A 14,981-nucleotide genomic window follows, 5' to 3' on the forward strand; every position below is an offset into this window, starting at 1 on the left:
CCACCGGGCTGGGCGGACTGTGGTTGACCGCGTGTTCAATCGTCGCGCCGTGGACGCAGCCGATGGTGGGGCTGTGCCTCTACGGCGGTGCCGCAGTCGCGCTGTCGTGGAACATCCGCCGTGTGTTGTCCAGCGGCGGCGACGAGCACGGCGCGTCGGGGCTGTTCGAGAAGATCAAGCTCGCCGGGGTCCGCACCGGTCCGGTGGCGGTCGCGCCGAACAAGGTGTCCGTGCCGTTGGCGCTCCCGGCCGGTGAGGTAAGCGTCGAGGACGTCCAGCAGAAGGCCGACAAGGTGGCGCAGGTGCTCGGGCTGCACAAGGGGTCCGTACGGATCGTGGGTGACCCGGACAACCTCAGCCGCGCCACGATGGCGATCGTCCCGCAGGACGTCCTGCGCCACCCTCAGCCGTGGCCCGGCCCGTCCGCGCCCGGTGGCTCGATCGTGGACGCCGTGGTGCCGGGCCTGTACGAGGACAACGACCCGCAGCAGCTGTTCCTGCCCGGTGACAAGAAGAGCCGGCGCAACGCGACCCACTACGTGGTGCAGGGCATGAACGGGTCGGGCAAGTCCCACGGCGCGAAGCTGACCTGGACCGAGATCCTGACCCGCCGTGACGCGAACCTGATCGTGCTGGACCCGTCCAAGGGCGAGCAGACCGTGGGGTTCCTGGGCGACAACGCGCACGTGGTCACCGGGCACCAGGCGTGCAAGAACCTCGTCGCCGGAGTCCCGGACGCGATCACCGACCGGGCCTCCCAGCTCGGCAAGTGGGGCTACGACCAGTGGACGCCGGAGGTGTTCGCCAAGCACGGCATGCCCTACCTCGTGCTGTGGGTCGAGGAAGCGCCTCGGGTGTTGGAGGACGCCGCGACCGTGACCCGCATCGCGCAGGAAGCCCGTTCCGCGGGTATCTCGCTGGTGCTGTCGTTGCAGAAGGCCAGCTTCCGGCAGATGTCCACCGACATCCGGTCCCAGCTCGGTGGGGTGTGGTGCTTCGGCGTGAAGGACATCGAGGACGCCGCGTTCACCCTGTCCGAGGAGACGATCGACGCCGGGGCGCGCCCGGACCGGTGGCAGAACCGCCGACCGGGCTGCAACTACCTCGAAGGCCCCGGCATCGCGGAGGAGCGGTTTGCCGTGCCGGGGCGCACCTTCGACGTCACCGACGACGAGATGGCCACCGAAATCGGGGTTCACCAGGGCATCCGCCCGCCGTTGTGGGCGCCCACAGCGAAGATCCTCGGACTGTCGGCCCGCACCGGCAGCACCTCGACAACGAAGGGGACGCCCGTGCCCGTACAGCGACCCGCCTCCGGGCCGGTCGACCACAGCGACCTGGACGCGCTGCCGTTGCCCTCCGACGACGAGCTGGACGCGTTGCCGATCGACCACGAACCCGACCTGGACACGGACCCGGATGCGGAGTTGCCCGACGACCCGGACATGGCGCTGTCCGGTGGACGGCCGACCCGCAAGCAGGCCTTGGAGATGATCCGCCACGCGATCGAGGAACTGGCCGCACAGGGCCAGACGGCGATCACCGTGCGGGACCTGCCGGACCCGAAGCTGTTGGACCGATCCCGGCAGTGGCTGTCCGGAGTGCTCTCCGACTTCGCCCGACAGGGCTTGCTGGTCGAAGCGGGGACGGACGGCAACGCGATCCGCTACGCACTCCCGATGAGTAACGCAGCGTGAACGCAGGCGGGCGTGCCTGACGCCTGACGCGACGTCACGTCAGACACGCCCGCACCCGCCCCCAATGCGTGCGCGCGCACGTGCGCGCGCGAAACACCTTTCATAACAACGTTCTGAATCAGGCTGACGACTCGTTGGCTCCACCTTCCGCGCCCATCTGACGCTACGCACAGTGACCATCTGTCGTGGGTCTTCTTGAAAGGAACGGCACATGAGCACCGAACAGCCCGAGATCCCTGCCGACGCCGCCGTGTGGAACCCCGGAGACCCCACCCCCGAACACCTGTCCATCTGGACGGCCCAGCCGGACGCCCGGTGGGGCCAAGGCCGCTACCTCGTCCCGTGCCCCGGTGGGTGGCTCTGGTCGGACTGGCCCCGACCGATGCCGTTCCTCAACGCCCGCAGTTTCGAGCAGGCCGCCGCCGACGCGGGCGGGTCGCTGATCGAGGTCAAGCGGCTGCGACGGATCTGAACAGCACACCACCGTCCACGAGAGAGGGATTCCGCAGTGGAGACGACCACCGACCGGACCGCCGGCCACGCGCTGGGCATGATCTCCCACCACGAGGCAGCCCACGCCGTCATCACGCTCCGACTGGGCGGCCGGGTACCGAAGATCCGCATACGGAAGACCGGCCCGGCCAGCTGGTTCGGCGACGTGGACATGAACTTCCCCGACACCAACGACGGCATCCGCGCCGCGGCGACCGCCCTGCTCGTCGGTGTGCCCACCGAACTGCACTGGCTCCAAGTCCACGGCGTGCCCGTCGCCGCCGTCTCTCACGACGTGCACGCCAGCAGCGCACACGACCGCGGCGTGGCACGGGAATGTCTGGCCCGCATCACCCGCACCGAACGCCCCACCTACCGCGAGATCGAACGCGAAGCGGCCCTGTTGGTGGTCCGGTCCTGGGACCGCATCGAGCGCCTGGCCGCTCGGCTGGTCGAACGCCCCCTCATACACCACGTCCACGCCTGACCGTCCACACAGGAGGAACAGATGAACCGGCACGAGCAGGACACCCATGACAGGCTCACCGACGCAGCCAGCGCACTCGATCAGGCCTACCGAGTGACGGGCGACCTCGGCCACGTCAACCGGACCCGCCTGGCAGCAGCGGTGGGCCACCTAGCCGAGATCGCCCGCGGCGTGGCACTTGTGCTCGGCAACTGCGCCACCGGCGCCCGCGGCCTGTCCGAGCAGACCGACGACCGCACCACCGCCGAAGTCCACCACGACATCCACCAAGCCACGTCCAACGCCCGCAGCGCCGCACGCGACGTGCGCCAAGCGCTGATGCGCGCACACGAAACAGCCTGGAAGGCGCACAGCACACGGGAACCGGGACCGGGAGAGCGCTCGCCCATGACGGGGGAGGACGTCCGCGACCTGCTGGAGACCGCAGCGACCCGTCTGTCCGACAACGGCCACCCTGTCACCGACCCCGCCGCCCTGCCCGCGATCGTCACCGCGCTGACGCACATCACCGCCCGCCTGATCAATCTGACCAGCCGGTGCACCACCGCTGCCGCACGCCTGGCCCAACGGTCCACCACTAACGCCGCCATCACCGCCCACCGCGACACCGAATACGCCCTCAGCAAGGCCGTCATCCTCGCCCGCACCCTGCGCCGCGAGCTCCACCCGGTCCAGACCTGCGCCGAGCGTGCCCGTGAACTCGCGACCCGCAGAAACAGGTCCAAGAACACCTGACCGCACCACAAGACAGGCGAGAACCCTCGCGTGGTGGCCGGGCAGCGACCCTGCCCGGCCACCACGCCCCGACCACCGGAAGGAGACCACCACCGTGCACACCAACGACATGCTCACCGTCGCCCTCGATGCCGTCGCGCGGGGCTGGCACGTCTTCCCCATCCGGCCCAACTCGAAGAAGCCGCCCGCTCTGCACGGCGAGGACGACTGTCCGCGTTCGGGAATCTGCGCCACCACCCACCAGGGATGGGAACAGCGAGCCATGAACGACCCCGACCAAGTGCGGTGGTTCTGGAACAGCCGCCGCTACAGCGGCTGCAACGTCGGCATCGCGGCCGGACGAAGCGGGCTGCTCGTGGTGGACATGGACACCCTCGACTCACCCGCCGACGTGCCCCCGGACGGCTGGAAACGGGAGGGGGTCCGGGACGGACGCGACGTGTTCACCGTGGTCTGCCAGCAGGCCGGTCAGCCGGTGCCGTGGGAGACGCTGACCGTCGACACCCCCAGCGGCGGCCGGCACCTCTACTTCCACGCACCCGAAGGCACGCAGCTGCGCAACACCCAGGGAGCCACCGGCAACGGACTCGGGTGGAAGGTCGACACCCGCGGCTGGGGCGGCTACGTCGTCGCCCCCGGATCGACCACCCCGACCGGCCGATACGAACTCGTGGAAGACCTCCCCGTGGCCGATCTGCCCACCTGGTTGGTCCACCGCCTGTCCCCCAAGCCCGTCACGACCACCACAGCGGCCCCTCAGATCGCCTCACAGCGGTTGCCCGCCTACGTCGACGCCGCTGTCCGGGGCGAGTGCCGATACGTCGCACAAGCCGCACCCAACGAGCACAACAGCGTCCTGTACGCCGCATCCGGGCAACTGGGCCAACTCGTCGGTGGCGGGATGCTCCCTGCGTTTCAAGCCGAACAAGCCTTGTACGCAGCCGCTACCCACATGATCAACGGACCGTGCCGGTGCACCGAACGCGAGATCCGCCGCGTGATCGAGAAGGGCTTGCGCGCCGGACAGCAACGCCCACGCACCGCACCCGCCGACCAAACCCGCCGAGGTGCCGCGTGAACGTCCTGGAGCTGTTCGCCGGAATCGGAGGCCTGTCCCTGGGCCTGGAGCGCGCCGGGATGCACGTAGTGGGCCAAGTCGAGATCGACCCGTTCTGCCAGCGCGTGCTGGCCCGACACTGGCCGGAGGTCCCCCGCCATGACGACGTCCGCACCGCCGCCGAGTGGTGGCAGTCCCAACAGCGGCCCGTCGTGGACGTCGTCGCCGGCGGGTTTCCCTGCCAGCCCGTCAGCGACTCCGGACGGCGTCTCGGCACCGACGACCCCCGGTGGCTATGGCCCGCAATGCTCGCCGTCATCCTCGCCCTACGGCCCCGATGGGTCCTGTGGGAAAACGTGCCCGGTCTGCTCACCCGTGGACTTCACATCGTCCACGCCGACCTTGTTCGAGCCGGCTACCGACACCGCATCGGCCGTACCTCCGCTTGTGCAGTGGGTGCCCCACACCCACGTGAGCGGCTGTTCGGACTGGCCCACACCACGAGCATCGGATGCCAGTCGCGGTGGAGTCCTGGGCCGCGACCGGCACCACTGGAACCTCACCGACGCGGTGCGCAACCGGGACGGCCGTGGACCGGTCAACCCCGACCTCATGGAGTGGCTTATGGGGTTTCCGCCGGGGTGGACCGACGTCGCGGACTCGGCAACGCCGTCGTGCCCACCGTCGCCGAACACATCGGCCGCCTGATCATCACCACAGACCGCGACGAACGGGACGGCGCAGCATGAGCACCACACGAACACTGCACGCCGTTCCCGAAACCGACACCACCACCCCGGCGCCAGAGTGGGAAGCGCCGATGCCACTGGGCACCAGCCGCGCCGTCCCGCCCTTCCCGATCGACGCGTTCCCGACGTGGCTGGCCGACCACGTCACCGCAGTCGCCAACCTCACCCAGACCCCGCCCGATCTCGCCGGATGCCTCGCCCTGGTGGCGTTGTCCACGGCGGCCGGCGGGCGGGTGCGGGTCCAGGTGCGGCCCGGTTGGGATGAGCCGGTCAACCTCTACTCCGTCGTCGTGCTCCCGCCCGCATCACGGAAATCCGCCGTGTTCAAGGCGATGACCCGGCCGATCCGCGCGGTGGAGAAGGAACTCGTCGCCGAGGCGAAAGCAGAGATCGAGTCAGCCCGTATCGGGCGACGCGCCGCCGAAGAGTTCGCCGCCCGCGCGGAAAAGGCCGTGTTGTCGGCCGACCTGTCCGACCGTGACGCCGCGCTGGAAGCCGCGGTGAACGCCGCCATGCAGGTCGACAAGAGCGCCATGCCGATCACCCCGCGGCTGATCGCCGACGACGCCACGCCGGAAGTCGTCGCGACTCTGCTGGCCGACCACGGCGGCCGGATCGCCGTGCTGTCGGCCGAAGGCGGGCTGTTCGGCACGCTCGCCGGCCGCTACTCGGGATCGCCGAACCTGGACGTGTTCCTCAAAGGCCACGCCGGTGACCTCCACCTGGTGGACCGGCAAGGACGGGAAGCCACCGCCGTCGAGGAACCCGCGATCACGTTGGGCCTGACCGTCCAGCCGTCGATCCTGGACGGTTTGGCCCGCAACGAAGCGTTCCGGGGAACCGGGCTGCTGGCCCGAATCATGTATTCCCTGCCCGTCAACACCGTGGGCAGCCGCATTTCCCGCCCCACCCCTGCGGCGCCCGAAATCGCCGACGCCTACGACACCCGCATCCGGTCCCTGGTACGCGAACTCGCCGAGTGGACCGACCCCGCCGTGCTCGTGTTCACCCCGGCCGCCGACGACCTCATGGCCGACCTGCAAGACGAGATCGAACCCCGCCTGCACCCCGTCACCGGCTCCTGGGCACACCTCGGCGACTGGGGCGGCAAACAGGCCGGGCTCACCGCGCGCATCGCCGCCCTGCTCCACCTCGCCCACAACCCCACCAGCTGGGCCGGTGCCATCACCACCGACACCTTCACCGCAGCACGCCGCATCACCGACTACGCCGCCGCCCACGCCCTCGCCGCGTTCGACCGCATGGGCAGCGACCCCGTCATCGACGACGCACAGGTAGTCCTGGACTGGATCGAGCGTACCCACCCCACCTCGTTCACCGTCCGGGAGCTGTTCACCGCGATGAACCGCGCCAGGTTCAAGAAGGTCGGTGACCTCACCCCCGCCCTGGACCTGCTCGAACAGCACGGCCACATCCACCACAGCCCGCCGCCCGAACGACGTGGACCCGGCCGCAAGCCGTCCCCGACGTACTACGTCCACCCCACCCACCGGGCCGGAGACCAGTCGTGACCCTCCGCAGAATCCGCACAATCCGCAGAATCCCGCCGACCGACCTGTTTCCGCAGATCAAGCAGGGTGCGCCCCGAACGGCCGTGCTCTCCGCAGAACTTCCGCAAAACCTCCGCAGAATCCACCAGGCCCCACCCACCGGGTGCCCAGCACGCGGATCACCTGGAGCACCCGACGAGGGCAGGTCCGGCAGCCGCCCACCCCGGCCGCGACCGGCCCCGTGAATTCTGCGGAGGTTTTGCGGAGATTCTGCGGAGTCTGACCATGATCACCCCACAACCTGCCTACCAGCACAAACGACCACATCCGGTCAATTCTGCGGATTCTGCGGATTCTGCGGAGGCCCAAGGAGCCCCAGCCATGCCCAAGCCCGGACGACGTCCACCGATCGGCGTCGAACTGTCCGACGACATCGAGCACCTCCCCGACCGTCCGACGCCCTACCGCGCCCGCGTCCGCTGGACCGACCCCGCGACCGGCAAACGCCCTTCGTTGTCCAAGTCGTGCATGACTGAAGAGCAGGCACAAGCCTGGATCGACGCCATGAAGCGCGCGGCGGCCGGCGGAGTGGACCCCAGCGCCGGAGAGATGACGCTCACCGACTACGGCAACGCCAACATGCCGTTGGCGCTCCGCGGCCTGGAAGCCAAGACCACCGATCCCTACCTGGCCGGATGGCGCAAACGCGTCGTGCCGACCATCGGGCACATCCCCGTCCAGATGGTCACGCACGGCGTCGTCGACCGCGCCGTACACGGCTGGATCGCCGACGAGCACAGCCGCTCGACCGTGAAGAACAGCATCGCCGTCCTAGTCCGCGTCATGGAACAGGCGTTGCGCGACGAGATCATCGACCGCAACCCGGCCAGGATCACCGGATGGCAGCGCGAGTACGCCCGCGCCGAAGACGAGCTGGACGACCCGCGATCCCTCGCGCTGGCCGACTGGACGGCGCTCACCCACCTTGCCGATGCGCTGGTCGCCAGTTCCTCGAACGAGTACGAGGGCTGGCGCGACGTCGTGCTGTTCGCCGCGTGCACCGCGGCACGCATTGGCGAAGTGTCCGGCTGCCGCGTAAAAGACCTCGACACCACCGAGTGGACCTGGAACGTGCGGCGCCAGACCACCAACGGACCGGGCGGACTGATCGACAAAGGCACCAAGGGCAAACGCGCACGCCGCGTCCCCATCATCGAAGAGATCCGCGAACTCGTGGAACGACGAATCGCCGAGACGGACGGCACCGGAGACGCACGCCTGTTCACCGGCCCACGAGGCGGCCGGATCACCACCGCCGTACTCCGCGACGCCACCCACTGGGACGACGTCGTCAACAAGCTCGGATACGAACACCTACGCCGCCACGACCTGCGCCACACCGGGCTGACGTGGATGGCCGACGCGGGCGTGCCGGTCCACCACCTCCAGAAGATCGCCGGACACGGGTCTCTGACCACCACACAGCGCTACCTGCATCCCGACCGCCGATCGGTCACCGACGCGGGCGCGCTGCTCTCCCAGCACCTCCAGAAGTCCACGCAAACCCCGCGGCTGCGCGCCGTCTAACCACGTCTCACAGCCCCCGGTCCACAAATGGTCCACAAAACCAGGCTGTGACGATCTTGGACATGATCCACATCCGGGCACGAAAAAGCCCCGCTGATCAGGTGTTTTACCTAGATCAGCGGGGCTTCTTCAGACCGTCGGGACGACAGGATTTGAACCTGCGACCCCTTGACCCCCAGTCAAGTGCGCTACCAAACTGCGCCACGTCCCGGCCGCATCCCGTTGTGGGGTGCGCGGATAGCTTAGCGCACTCGCAACGAGCCCCCGACGCGGCCCCCCGGGTTGGGCGATCAGGCGGTCTACCTGCGGGAATGACAGAGGCCCACCTCTTGGCGGGCCTCTGTGCTCCCCTCGGCCTCAACCGCTCCCCCGGATCGACGCCCTGCCTACTATGCGTTCGCCGGGTTTCGTGCACTACCGCCGAAAGTCGAGTCATCTGCGTCAACTTTCGACGGACCCGAGGGTAGGTTCGCTTCCACCGCGAAGCTGCCGTCTGGTCGGGTGTTGGTGGTCAGGGTGCCGCCTACCAGGCTCACGCGTTCTCGTAGACCGTGTAGGCCGTGGCCGCCTTGCTCTGGTGGCGGTGTTCGGGTTGTGGGTGGACCGTTGACTATCGAGACCCGCAGGCGTCCGTCCTTTTTAGACAGTCGCACTTGGACCGCGGCACCGGGGGCGTGTTTGGTGACGTTGGTCAGGGCTTCCTGGATGATTCGGTACACCGCGCGGCCTGTGGCGGGTGGTGGTGGTTGGCCGCTTTGGTCTTCGTAGGTGACGGTCAGGCCTGCTGATCTTGCTCGGTCGATGAGGGACTCGATGCCTTCGAAGCCCGGGGTTGGTTCGGTGTTGAGGAGGCCCAGTGCCGCTCGCATCTCGGCCAGGGCTTCCTTGGCCAGTGCTCGAAGGCGTAGGGCCGTGTCGCGGGTTTTCGGGTCCTCGGTGGTGGCTGCCAGGGCTGCCGACTCGACGGCGATGAGGGTTGCGTGGTGGCCTACGGCGTCGTGGATCTCCCGGGCGATTCGGGCGCGTTCGGAGGCCCTGGCGCCGTGTTCGCGTGCCTCCAGCTCGGCGGTTCGGGCGCGGGAGGCTTCGGTGAGGCTCGCGGTCAGTTCGCGTCTGGTGGTGATCAGGGCGCCCAAGGCGGTGGGGGCGCCGGCCATGAAGAGGCTGAACGTGAACGTCAGGAGGGCGGCGGCGGGGGCCAGGGACTGGGTGACCACCACCAGGGTGGACGGGAGGATGGTTGCGAGAGTCACCCAGGTGATCATCACTGGTACCGAGGACTTGCGGCCTATGCGGTACATGGCGACGACGGTGGGTGGCCAGCCGAGTCCTCCGATGAGGCCTGGCATGCAGATCAGGGCCGCTGTCCAGGGTTTCCAACGGCGTATCGGGAGGAGTAGGCACGCCGCTAGCGCTGTGGGGATCGACCACGTGTACGGGACGTAGTCGGCCAGCAGGACCATCGCGGCGGGCACCGTGACGACCAGGAACTCGAGGAAGATCACCACGTGCCCACCTGGTGCGCGACGAGGGCGGCTTGGACTCGGTTCTCGACCCCCAGCTTGGTGAGCACGGTGGAGACGTAGCTCTTCACCGTCGCCTCGCTGAGGCCCAGCGACGCGGCGATGGCGCTGTTCGGCTGCCCGCTCGCCAAGAGGGTGAGGACCTGGCGTTCACGGGCGCTCAGGCCGTCGAGGTGCGGGTTGTCGCGCAGGCGGGCCGCACGCAGCTTGGGCAGGAGCCGCGCGGTGATCCTGGGGTCCAGGACCGCTCCCCCGGCGGCCAGGTCGAGCACCGCGCGGACCAGGGCGTCGGGCTCGGCGTCCTTGAGCAGGAAGCCCTGGGCTCCCAGTTCCAACGCCGTCGCCACGTAATCGTCCAGGTCGAACGTCGTCAGCACCGCCAACGCGGGCGGGTCCGGCCACGCCAGCAGTGCCTTCAACGCCGCCAGACCGTCCATGCCCGGCATCTGCACGTCGACCAGCGCCACGTCCGGCCGGAACCGGCGCACGACGTCCAGCAGGCCGACGCCGTCCGCGGCCTCCGCCACCACCTCGACCCGGCCGTCGGCCTCCAGCAACACCTTCAGCCCTCGGCGGAGCAGCGCTTCATCGTCAGCGAGGACCAATCGCACCGGCACGACGCCAGGCAACCGCATTCCGCCTGCCGGAGCAACCGATCACTTCTTCGGGCGCTTCTCCCGCACCCGCACCGAGATGCGCACCGGGCTGCCCGCGAAGTCGAACTCCTCGCGCAGCTTCCGCTCGATGAACCGCCGGTACCCGGCCTCCAGGAAACCCGTCGTGAACAGCACGAACGTCGGCGGACGGGTGCTCGCCTGGGTGGCGAACAGCACCTTCGGCTGCTTGCCGCTGCGCACCGGCGGCGGGGTGGCGGCGATCAGGTCGGTCAGCCACGAGTTCAGCCGTCCGGTGGGCACCCGGGTGTCCCAGGAGTTCAACGCCGTCCGCAACGCGGGCGCGAGCTTGCGCACCGCGCGTCCCGTCAACGCGGAGATGTTCACCTTCTCCGCCCACGGCACCCGGACCAGGCCCCGCTCCAGCTCACGCACCATCGCGTGCCGCCGGTCCTCGTCCACGAGGTCCCACTTGTTGAACGCCAGCACGCACGCCCGACCCGACTCCACGACCATGGTCAGCACCCGCAGGTCCTGCTCGCTGATCGGTTCGGACGCGTCCAGCAGCACGATCGCCACCTCGGCGGACTCGATCGCGGCCTTCGTGCGCAGCGACGCGTAGTACTCCGCGCCGGACGCGAAGTTCACCCGTTTGCGCAGGCCGGCCGTGTCGACGAACCGCCACAGCTCGTCGTCGAGCTCCACGAGGGAGTCGACCGGGTCGACGGTGGTGCCCGCGACGTCGTGCACGACGGACCGGTCCTCGCCGCTGAGCCGGTTGAGCAGGGACGACTTGCCGACGTTCGGCCGGCCGACCAGCGCCACCCGGCGCGGGCCGCCGCGGACCGCCTCGAACGTCTCGCGCGGCGTCTCCGGCAGCGCCTTGAGGATCGCGTCGAGCATGTCGCCCGAACCGCGTCCGTGCAGGCCGGACACCGGGATCGGCTCACCGAGGCCCAGCGACCACAGCGACGCGACCTCGGCCATCAGCCGCTCGTCGTCGACCTTGTTCGCCACCAGCAGCACGGGCCGCTTGGACCGGCGCAGCAGCTTCACCGCGGCCTCGTCGTTGGTCGTCGCGCCGACGGTGGCGTCCACCACGAACAGGATCGCGTCGGCGGTGGCCATGGCGAGTTCCGCCTGCGCGGCGACCGCGGCCATCATGCCGACGGCGTCGGGCTCCCAGCCGCCGGTGTCGACCACGGTGAACTTGCGCCCGTTCCACAACGCGTCGTACGCCACCCGGTCACGGGTGACGCCTGGCACGTCCTGCACGACCGCCTCACGGCGGCCGATGATGCGGTTGACCAGGGTCGACTTGCCCACGTTCGGCCGGCCGACCACGGCCAGCACGGGCATCGGCGGCGCGCCGCCCTCTTCGCCCTCCACCGTCTCGTCGAACGCGGTCCAGTCGGACTCGTCCGCCCAGGTGCCGTCCAAGTCCGTCATCTTGCTTCTCCTCGCTGGCTGTCGAGCTCGGCCACCAACGTGGCCAAGCGGTCGCGGACCTGCTCGGTGGCCTTCACGAGCGCCTGGCGACCCTTGTCGGTCGGCAGCTCGAACGGCTCACCCACGAGCACGTCCACCACGGGCCGGAACCGGCGTCCGGTTCCGGCCGGGCGCAGGGTTCCCCGGCACGCGACGGGCACGACGACCGCGCCGGTCGAGCGGGCGAGCCACGCCGCGCCCTTCTGGGCCTCGGTCACGTCGCCCGTGCCGCGGGTGCCCTCGGGGAACACGCCGACCACGCCACCGGCCCGCAGCACCTTCTGCGCGGCCAGCAGCGGCGCCCGGTCGGGCTCGCCGCGCCGCACGGCCAGCTGGCCGATCTTGCGCAGCAGCGTGCCCACCACGCCCTTGAACATCTCCTGCTTGATCAAGAACACCACACGCCGGGGCAGGACGCCGAACAATATCGGCCCGTCCGCCATCGAGCTGTGGTTCGCCACGACGACCACCGGGCCTGCCAGCGGCATCCGCGAGACGCCGTGCACCCGCACGCGGAACGGCGTCCGGAAGGGCCCGCGCGAGATCCACCGGCCGATGTCGTGCAGCCAGGGCGCCGAGCCCTCGGGGAGCTGGTCGGTCACCCGCGCACCCGTCCGCTCGTCCGGGCCATCAGGCCGTGGTCGTCCACCAGTTCCAGCAGCGCGTCCAGCGTGCCGGGGAGGTCCAGCGACGTCGTGTCGAGCACCACCGCGTCGTCGGCGGCACGCAGCGGCGACACCGCGCGCGACGAGTCGTAGGCGTCGCGGCGCTGCACGTCGGCGAGCGTCGCGTCCAACGTGGACTCGCGGCCGGAGGCGGTGTCCTGCTTGGCGCGGCGCTGGGCGCGGGCCTCGGCGTCGGCGGTCAGGTAGACCTTGAGCGGGGCGTCGGGCACGACGGCGGTGCCGATGTCACGGCCCTCCACCACGATGCCGCCCGCCTCGTCCAACGCGGTCGCGATGATCCGGCGCTGTTCGGCGACCAGCAGTTCGCGCACCGCGGGCACGGCCGAGACCGGTGACACGGCCAGCGTCACCTCGGGGCCGCGGATCTCCGTGCCGACGTCCTCGCCGTCCAGGAACGTCGTGGAGCGGTCCGGGTCCGTGCCCTGGACGACCGGCGCCGCACGGGCGACCTCGGCGACCCGTGCCTGGTCGGTGAGGTCGACGCCGGCGCGCAGCACGGCCAGCGTGATCGCGCGGTACATCGCGCCGGTGTCCAGGTAGCGCGCGCCGAGAGTGGCCGCGAGTCGGCGTGCTGCGGAGGACTTGCCGGTGCCGGAGGGCCCGTCGAGGGCCACAACGCCACGCAGCTCACCGTGTCCCACGGGTTTTCCTCCTCAACGCGACGGTCGTCAACCGCCAATTGTGCCTGGTGCGGCACGTCACACCCGCATCAGGGCCAGTCCGTGCCCAGGTCAGTCCAGATCCGCCAGCAGCAGGCCGCTGCGCGGCTTCGGGGTGAAGTAGGTGCTCTTGCGCGGCATCCGGCCGCCTTCCGCGTGCACGGCCAGCACGTCGGCCAGCGGCACGGGTGCCATCAGCAGGACGGCGTCCAGGTCCGCGCCGTCGGGGGCCACCGGGACGTCACCGGTCACCGGGCGCACGTGCGGGCTCTCCGGGTCGAGCCCGAGCGCCTTGTCCAGCAGCACGGCCTCCACGAACGCGTGGTCCACGCCGTCCGACGGCAGTTCGACGCGAACGGCGGAGGTGCCGGCCACCGCGACCACCACCCCCGGTGACGGGCGGGTCGCGGCGTCGACCGGCGTCACCGTCAGCCCGACCGCACGCCACGCGACGGTCAGGTCCGCCAACGACAGCCCGGTGCCGACGACGGCCCGGTGGATAGGCCCGATCCGCAGGTCGGGACCGGCCGTGACCAGCGCCAACAGCCCGGACAGCCCGGCCGACGCGGCCACCCGGTGGTTGCCGTCGGCCACCATCAACGGGTGCTCGCCGGCGGCGGCCAGCAGGGCGTCCTGGCGGTCGCCCGGCCCCACCAGCCACAGCCAGTGCCGCCGCCCACCGGGATCGACCACGGACACGGCCGGCTCGTCGTCCACCTCCGCCACCAGCCGGGTCAGCCCGACCTCGCGGGCGACCGGCACGAGCATCGCCGCACTGGTCACGCAGCCGAGGCCGGACAGCACGCGGGCGCGTTCGGCGACCACGTCGGGGTAGACGTCCTCGGTGTGCCCGACGGCCGCCGGGTCGACCATGCACAGCAGCCCGTACGCGGTGCCGTCCGGGCCGTCCACGCGGTACGGCGCAACGACGTCGCGCACCTCGCGGTAGGCGTTGCGGCGCAGGTGGGCGAGTTCGGCGCGGGCGTGCGGCAGGGCGTCGAACAGGCTCGACCCGGCGGCCAGCGCGGCGGGCGTGCGGTGCGGGTGCTGCACGGCGAGCAGCGTGCCGGGACGGGCGCGGGCCAGCGCGGCGACGATCCGCTCGGGCTCGGCGAACTCGTCCACGTCCGGTCCGGGCACGCGGTCGCGGACCACCCATCCCCGGCTGATCGCCCCGACACGTCCCATCACCCGATTATGATCGGGTGGATGAACGTCGAGGTGACGCCGCTTCCGGGGATCGGCACCCGCCAGGACTTCATGATCCGAGCAGGCCGTCGGATCGGGGTGATCACGCACCGCGACGGCAAGTTCGACCTGATCGTCTCGCACCCGGACGACCCGGACGACTGCGTGGCGTCGATAGCGCTGACGCCCGCCGAGGCGAGCACCCTGGCGGGCCTGCTCGGCGCGCCGCAGCTGGTCGCGCTGCTCGAAGAGCAGCACCGGGACGTCGCGGGCATCTCGACCAGGCAGTTCCCGATCGTGCCCGGCTCCCGGTTCGACAGCGCCGCGCTGGCCGCGACCGAGCTGCGCACCCGCACCGGCGCGTCCATCGTGGCCGTCGTGCGCGGCGGCGCGGTGCACCCGTCGCCGCGGCCGGACTTCGTCTTCGCGGGCGGCGACCTCGTCGTCGTGGTCGGCACCACGTCCGGTCTCGCCGAGGCGGGCGAGCTGCTGGGCGGTGGCTGAGCAC

Annotated in this window: 14 protein-coding genes, 1 tRNA gene and 1 pseudogene; 9 read left to right on the plus strand and 7 right to left on the minus strand. The window is 70.4% G+C overall.

What is annotated here, in order from left to right; translation table 11 throughout:
- From FM051_RS10085 to FM051_RS10115, 8 genes and pseudogenes are all read left to right on the plus strand, one after another.
- On the plus strand, window positions 1-1,697 hold a 1,697-nt coding region (locus FM051_RS10085), incomplete at its 5' end, for an FtsK/SpoIIIE domain-containing protein (RefSeq protein WP_238412273.1).
- A gap of 211 nt (window positions 1,698-1,908) precedes the next feature.
- A complete protein-coding gene (locus FM051_RS10090; protein WP_158842670.1) occupies window positions 1,909-2,169 on the plus strand; it encodes a hypothetical protein in 261 nt (86 codons plus the stop codon).
- A gap of 36 nt (window positions 2,170-2,205) precedes the next feature.
- Window positions 2,206-2,676, plus strand: a complete 471-nt coding sequence (locus FM051_RS10095; RefSeq protein WP_158842671.1) for a hypothetical protein — start codon at window positions 2,206-2,208, stop codon at window positions 2,674-2,676.
- A gap of 21 nt (window positions 2,677-2,697) precedes the next feature.
- Window positions 2,698-3,411: a hypothetical protein gene (locus tag FM051_RS10100; protein ID WP_158842672.1), complete on the plus strand. Its 714-nt coding sequence runs from the start codon at window positions 2,698-2,700 to the stop codon at window positions 3,409-3,411.
- 94 nt (window positions 3,412-3,505) lie between these two features.
- Window positions 3,506-4,489: a bifunctional DNA primase/polymerase gene (locus FM051_RS51620; RefSeq protein WP_238412274.1), complete on the plus strand. Its 984-nt coding sequence runs from the start codon at window positions 3,506-3,508 to the stop codon at window positions 4,487-4,489.
- A 59-nt stretch (window positions 4,490-4,548) separates the two neighbouring features.
- Window positions 4,549-4,908 (plus strand): annotated as a pseudogene (locus FM051_RS51625) (DNA cytosine methyltransferase); the annotation flags it as partial.
- Window positions 4,909-5,213: 305 nt separating this feature from the next.
- Entirely contained in the window at window positions 5,214-6,749 is a 1,536-nt protein-coding gene (locus tag FM051_RS10110; protein ID WP_158842673.1) for a YfjI family protein, read from the plus strand.
- A gap of 360 nt (window positions 6,750-7,109) precedes the next feature.
- Window positions 7,110-8,315: a tyrosine-type recombinase/integrase gene (locus tag FM051_RS10115; protein ID WP_158842674.1), complete on the plus strand. Its 1,206-nt coding sequence runs from the start codon at window positions 7,110-7,112 to the stop codon at window positions 8,313-8,315.
- 137 nt (window positions 8,316-8,452) lie between these two features.
- Here the strand turns inward: FM051_RS10115 and FM051_RS10120 are convergent.
- The 7 genes from FM051_RS10120 to FM051_RS10150 all read right to left on the minus strand — a co-directional run bounded on the left by FM051_RS10120 (window position 8,453) and on the right by FM051_RS10150 (window position 14,473).
- Window positions 8,453-8,526 (minus strand) — tRNA-Pro (locus tag FM051_RS10120).
- 178 nt (window positions 8,527-8,704) lie between these two features.
- Entirely contained in the window at window positions 8,705-9,778 is a 1,074-nt protein-coding gene (locus FM051_RS10125; RefSeq protein ID WP_158842675.1) for a sensor histidine kinase, read from the minus strand.
- Between the two features lie 38 nt (window positions 9,779-9,816).
- Entirely contained in the window at window positions 9,817-10,473 is a 657-nt protein-coding gene (locus tag FM051_RS10130) for a response regulator (RefSeq protein ID WP_158842676.1), read from the minus strand.
- A gap of 21 nt (window positions 10,474-10,494) precedes the next feature.
- The gene (gene der / locus FM051_RS10135; protein WP_158842677.1) at window positions 10,495-11,901 is read right to left on the minus strand and encodes a ribosome biogenesis GTPase Der; all 1,407 of its coding nucleotides are present in this window, start codon (window positions 11,899-11,901) and stop codon (window positions 10,495-10,497) included.
- A complete protein-coding gene (locus tag FM051_RS10140) occupies window positions 11,898-12,542 on the minus strand; it encodes a lysophospholipid acyltransferase family protein (protein ID WP_158842678.1) in 645 nt (214 codons plus the stop codon). Before FM051_RS10140 ends, der begins: the two co-directional genes overlap by 4 nt.
- Entirely contained in the window at window positions 12,539-13,267 is a 729-nt protein-coding gene (gene cmk / locus FM051_RS10145; protein WP_158842679.1) for a (d)CMP kinase, read from the minus strand. Before cmk ends, FM051_RS10140 begins: the two co-directional genes overlap by 4 nt.
- A gap of 90 nt (window positions 13,268-13,357) precedes the next feature.
- Window positions 13,358-14,473, minus strand: a complete 1,116-nt coding sequence (locus FM051_RS10150; RefSeq protein ID WP_158842680.1) for a DUF1015 family protein — start codon at window positions 14,471-14,473, stop codon at window positions 13,358-13,360.
- 21 nt (window positions 14,474-14,494) lie between these two features.
- On the opposite strand from FM051_RS10150, the gene FM051_RS10155 reads away from it, so the two are divergent.
- Window positions 14,495-14,977: a cation:proton antiporter regulatory subunit gene (locus tag FM051_RS10155; protein WP_158842681.1), complete on the plus strand. Its 483-nt coding sequence runs from the start codon at window positions 14,495-14,497 to the stop codon at window positions 14,975-14,977.
- The last annotated feature ends 4 nt before the right edge of the window (window positions 14,978-14,981 follow it).

Origin of the sequence: Saccharothrix deserti (assembly GCF_009769385.1) — a bacterium.
Lineage (GTDB): Bacteria > Actinomycetota > Actinomycetes > Mycobacteriales > Pseudonocardiaceae > Actinosynnema > Actinosynnema deserti.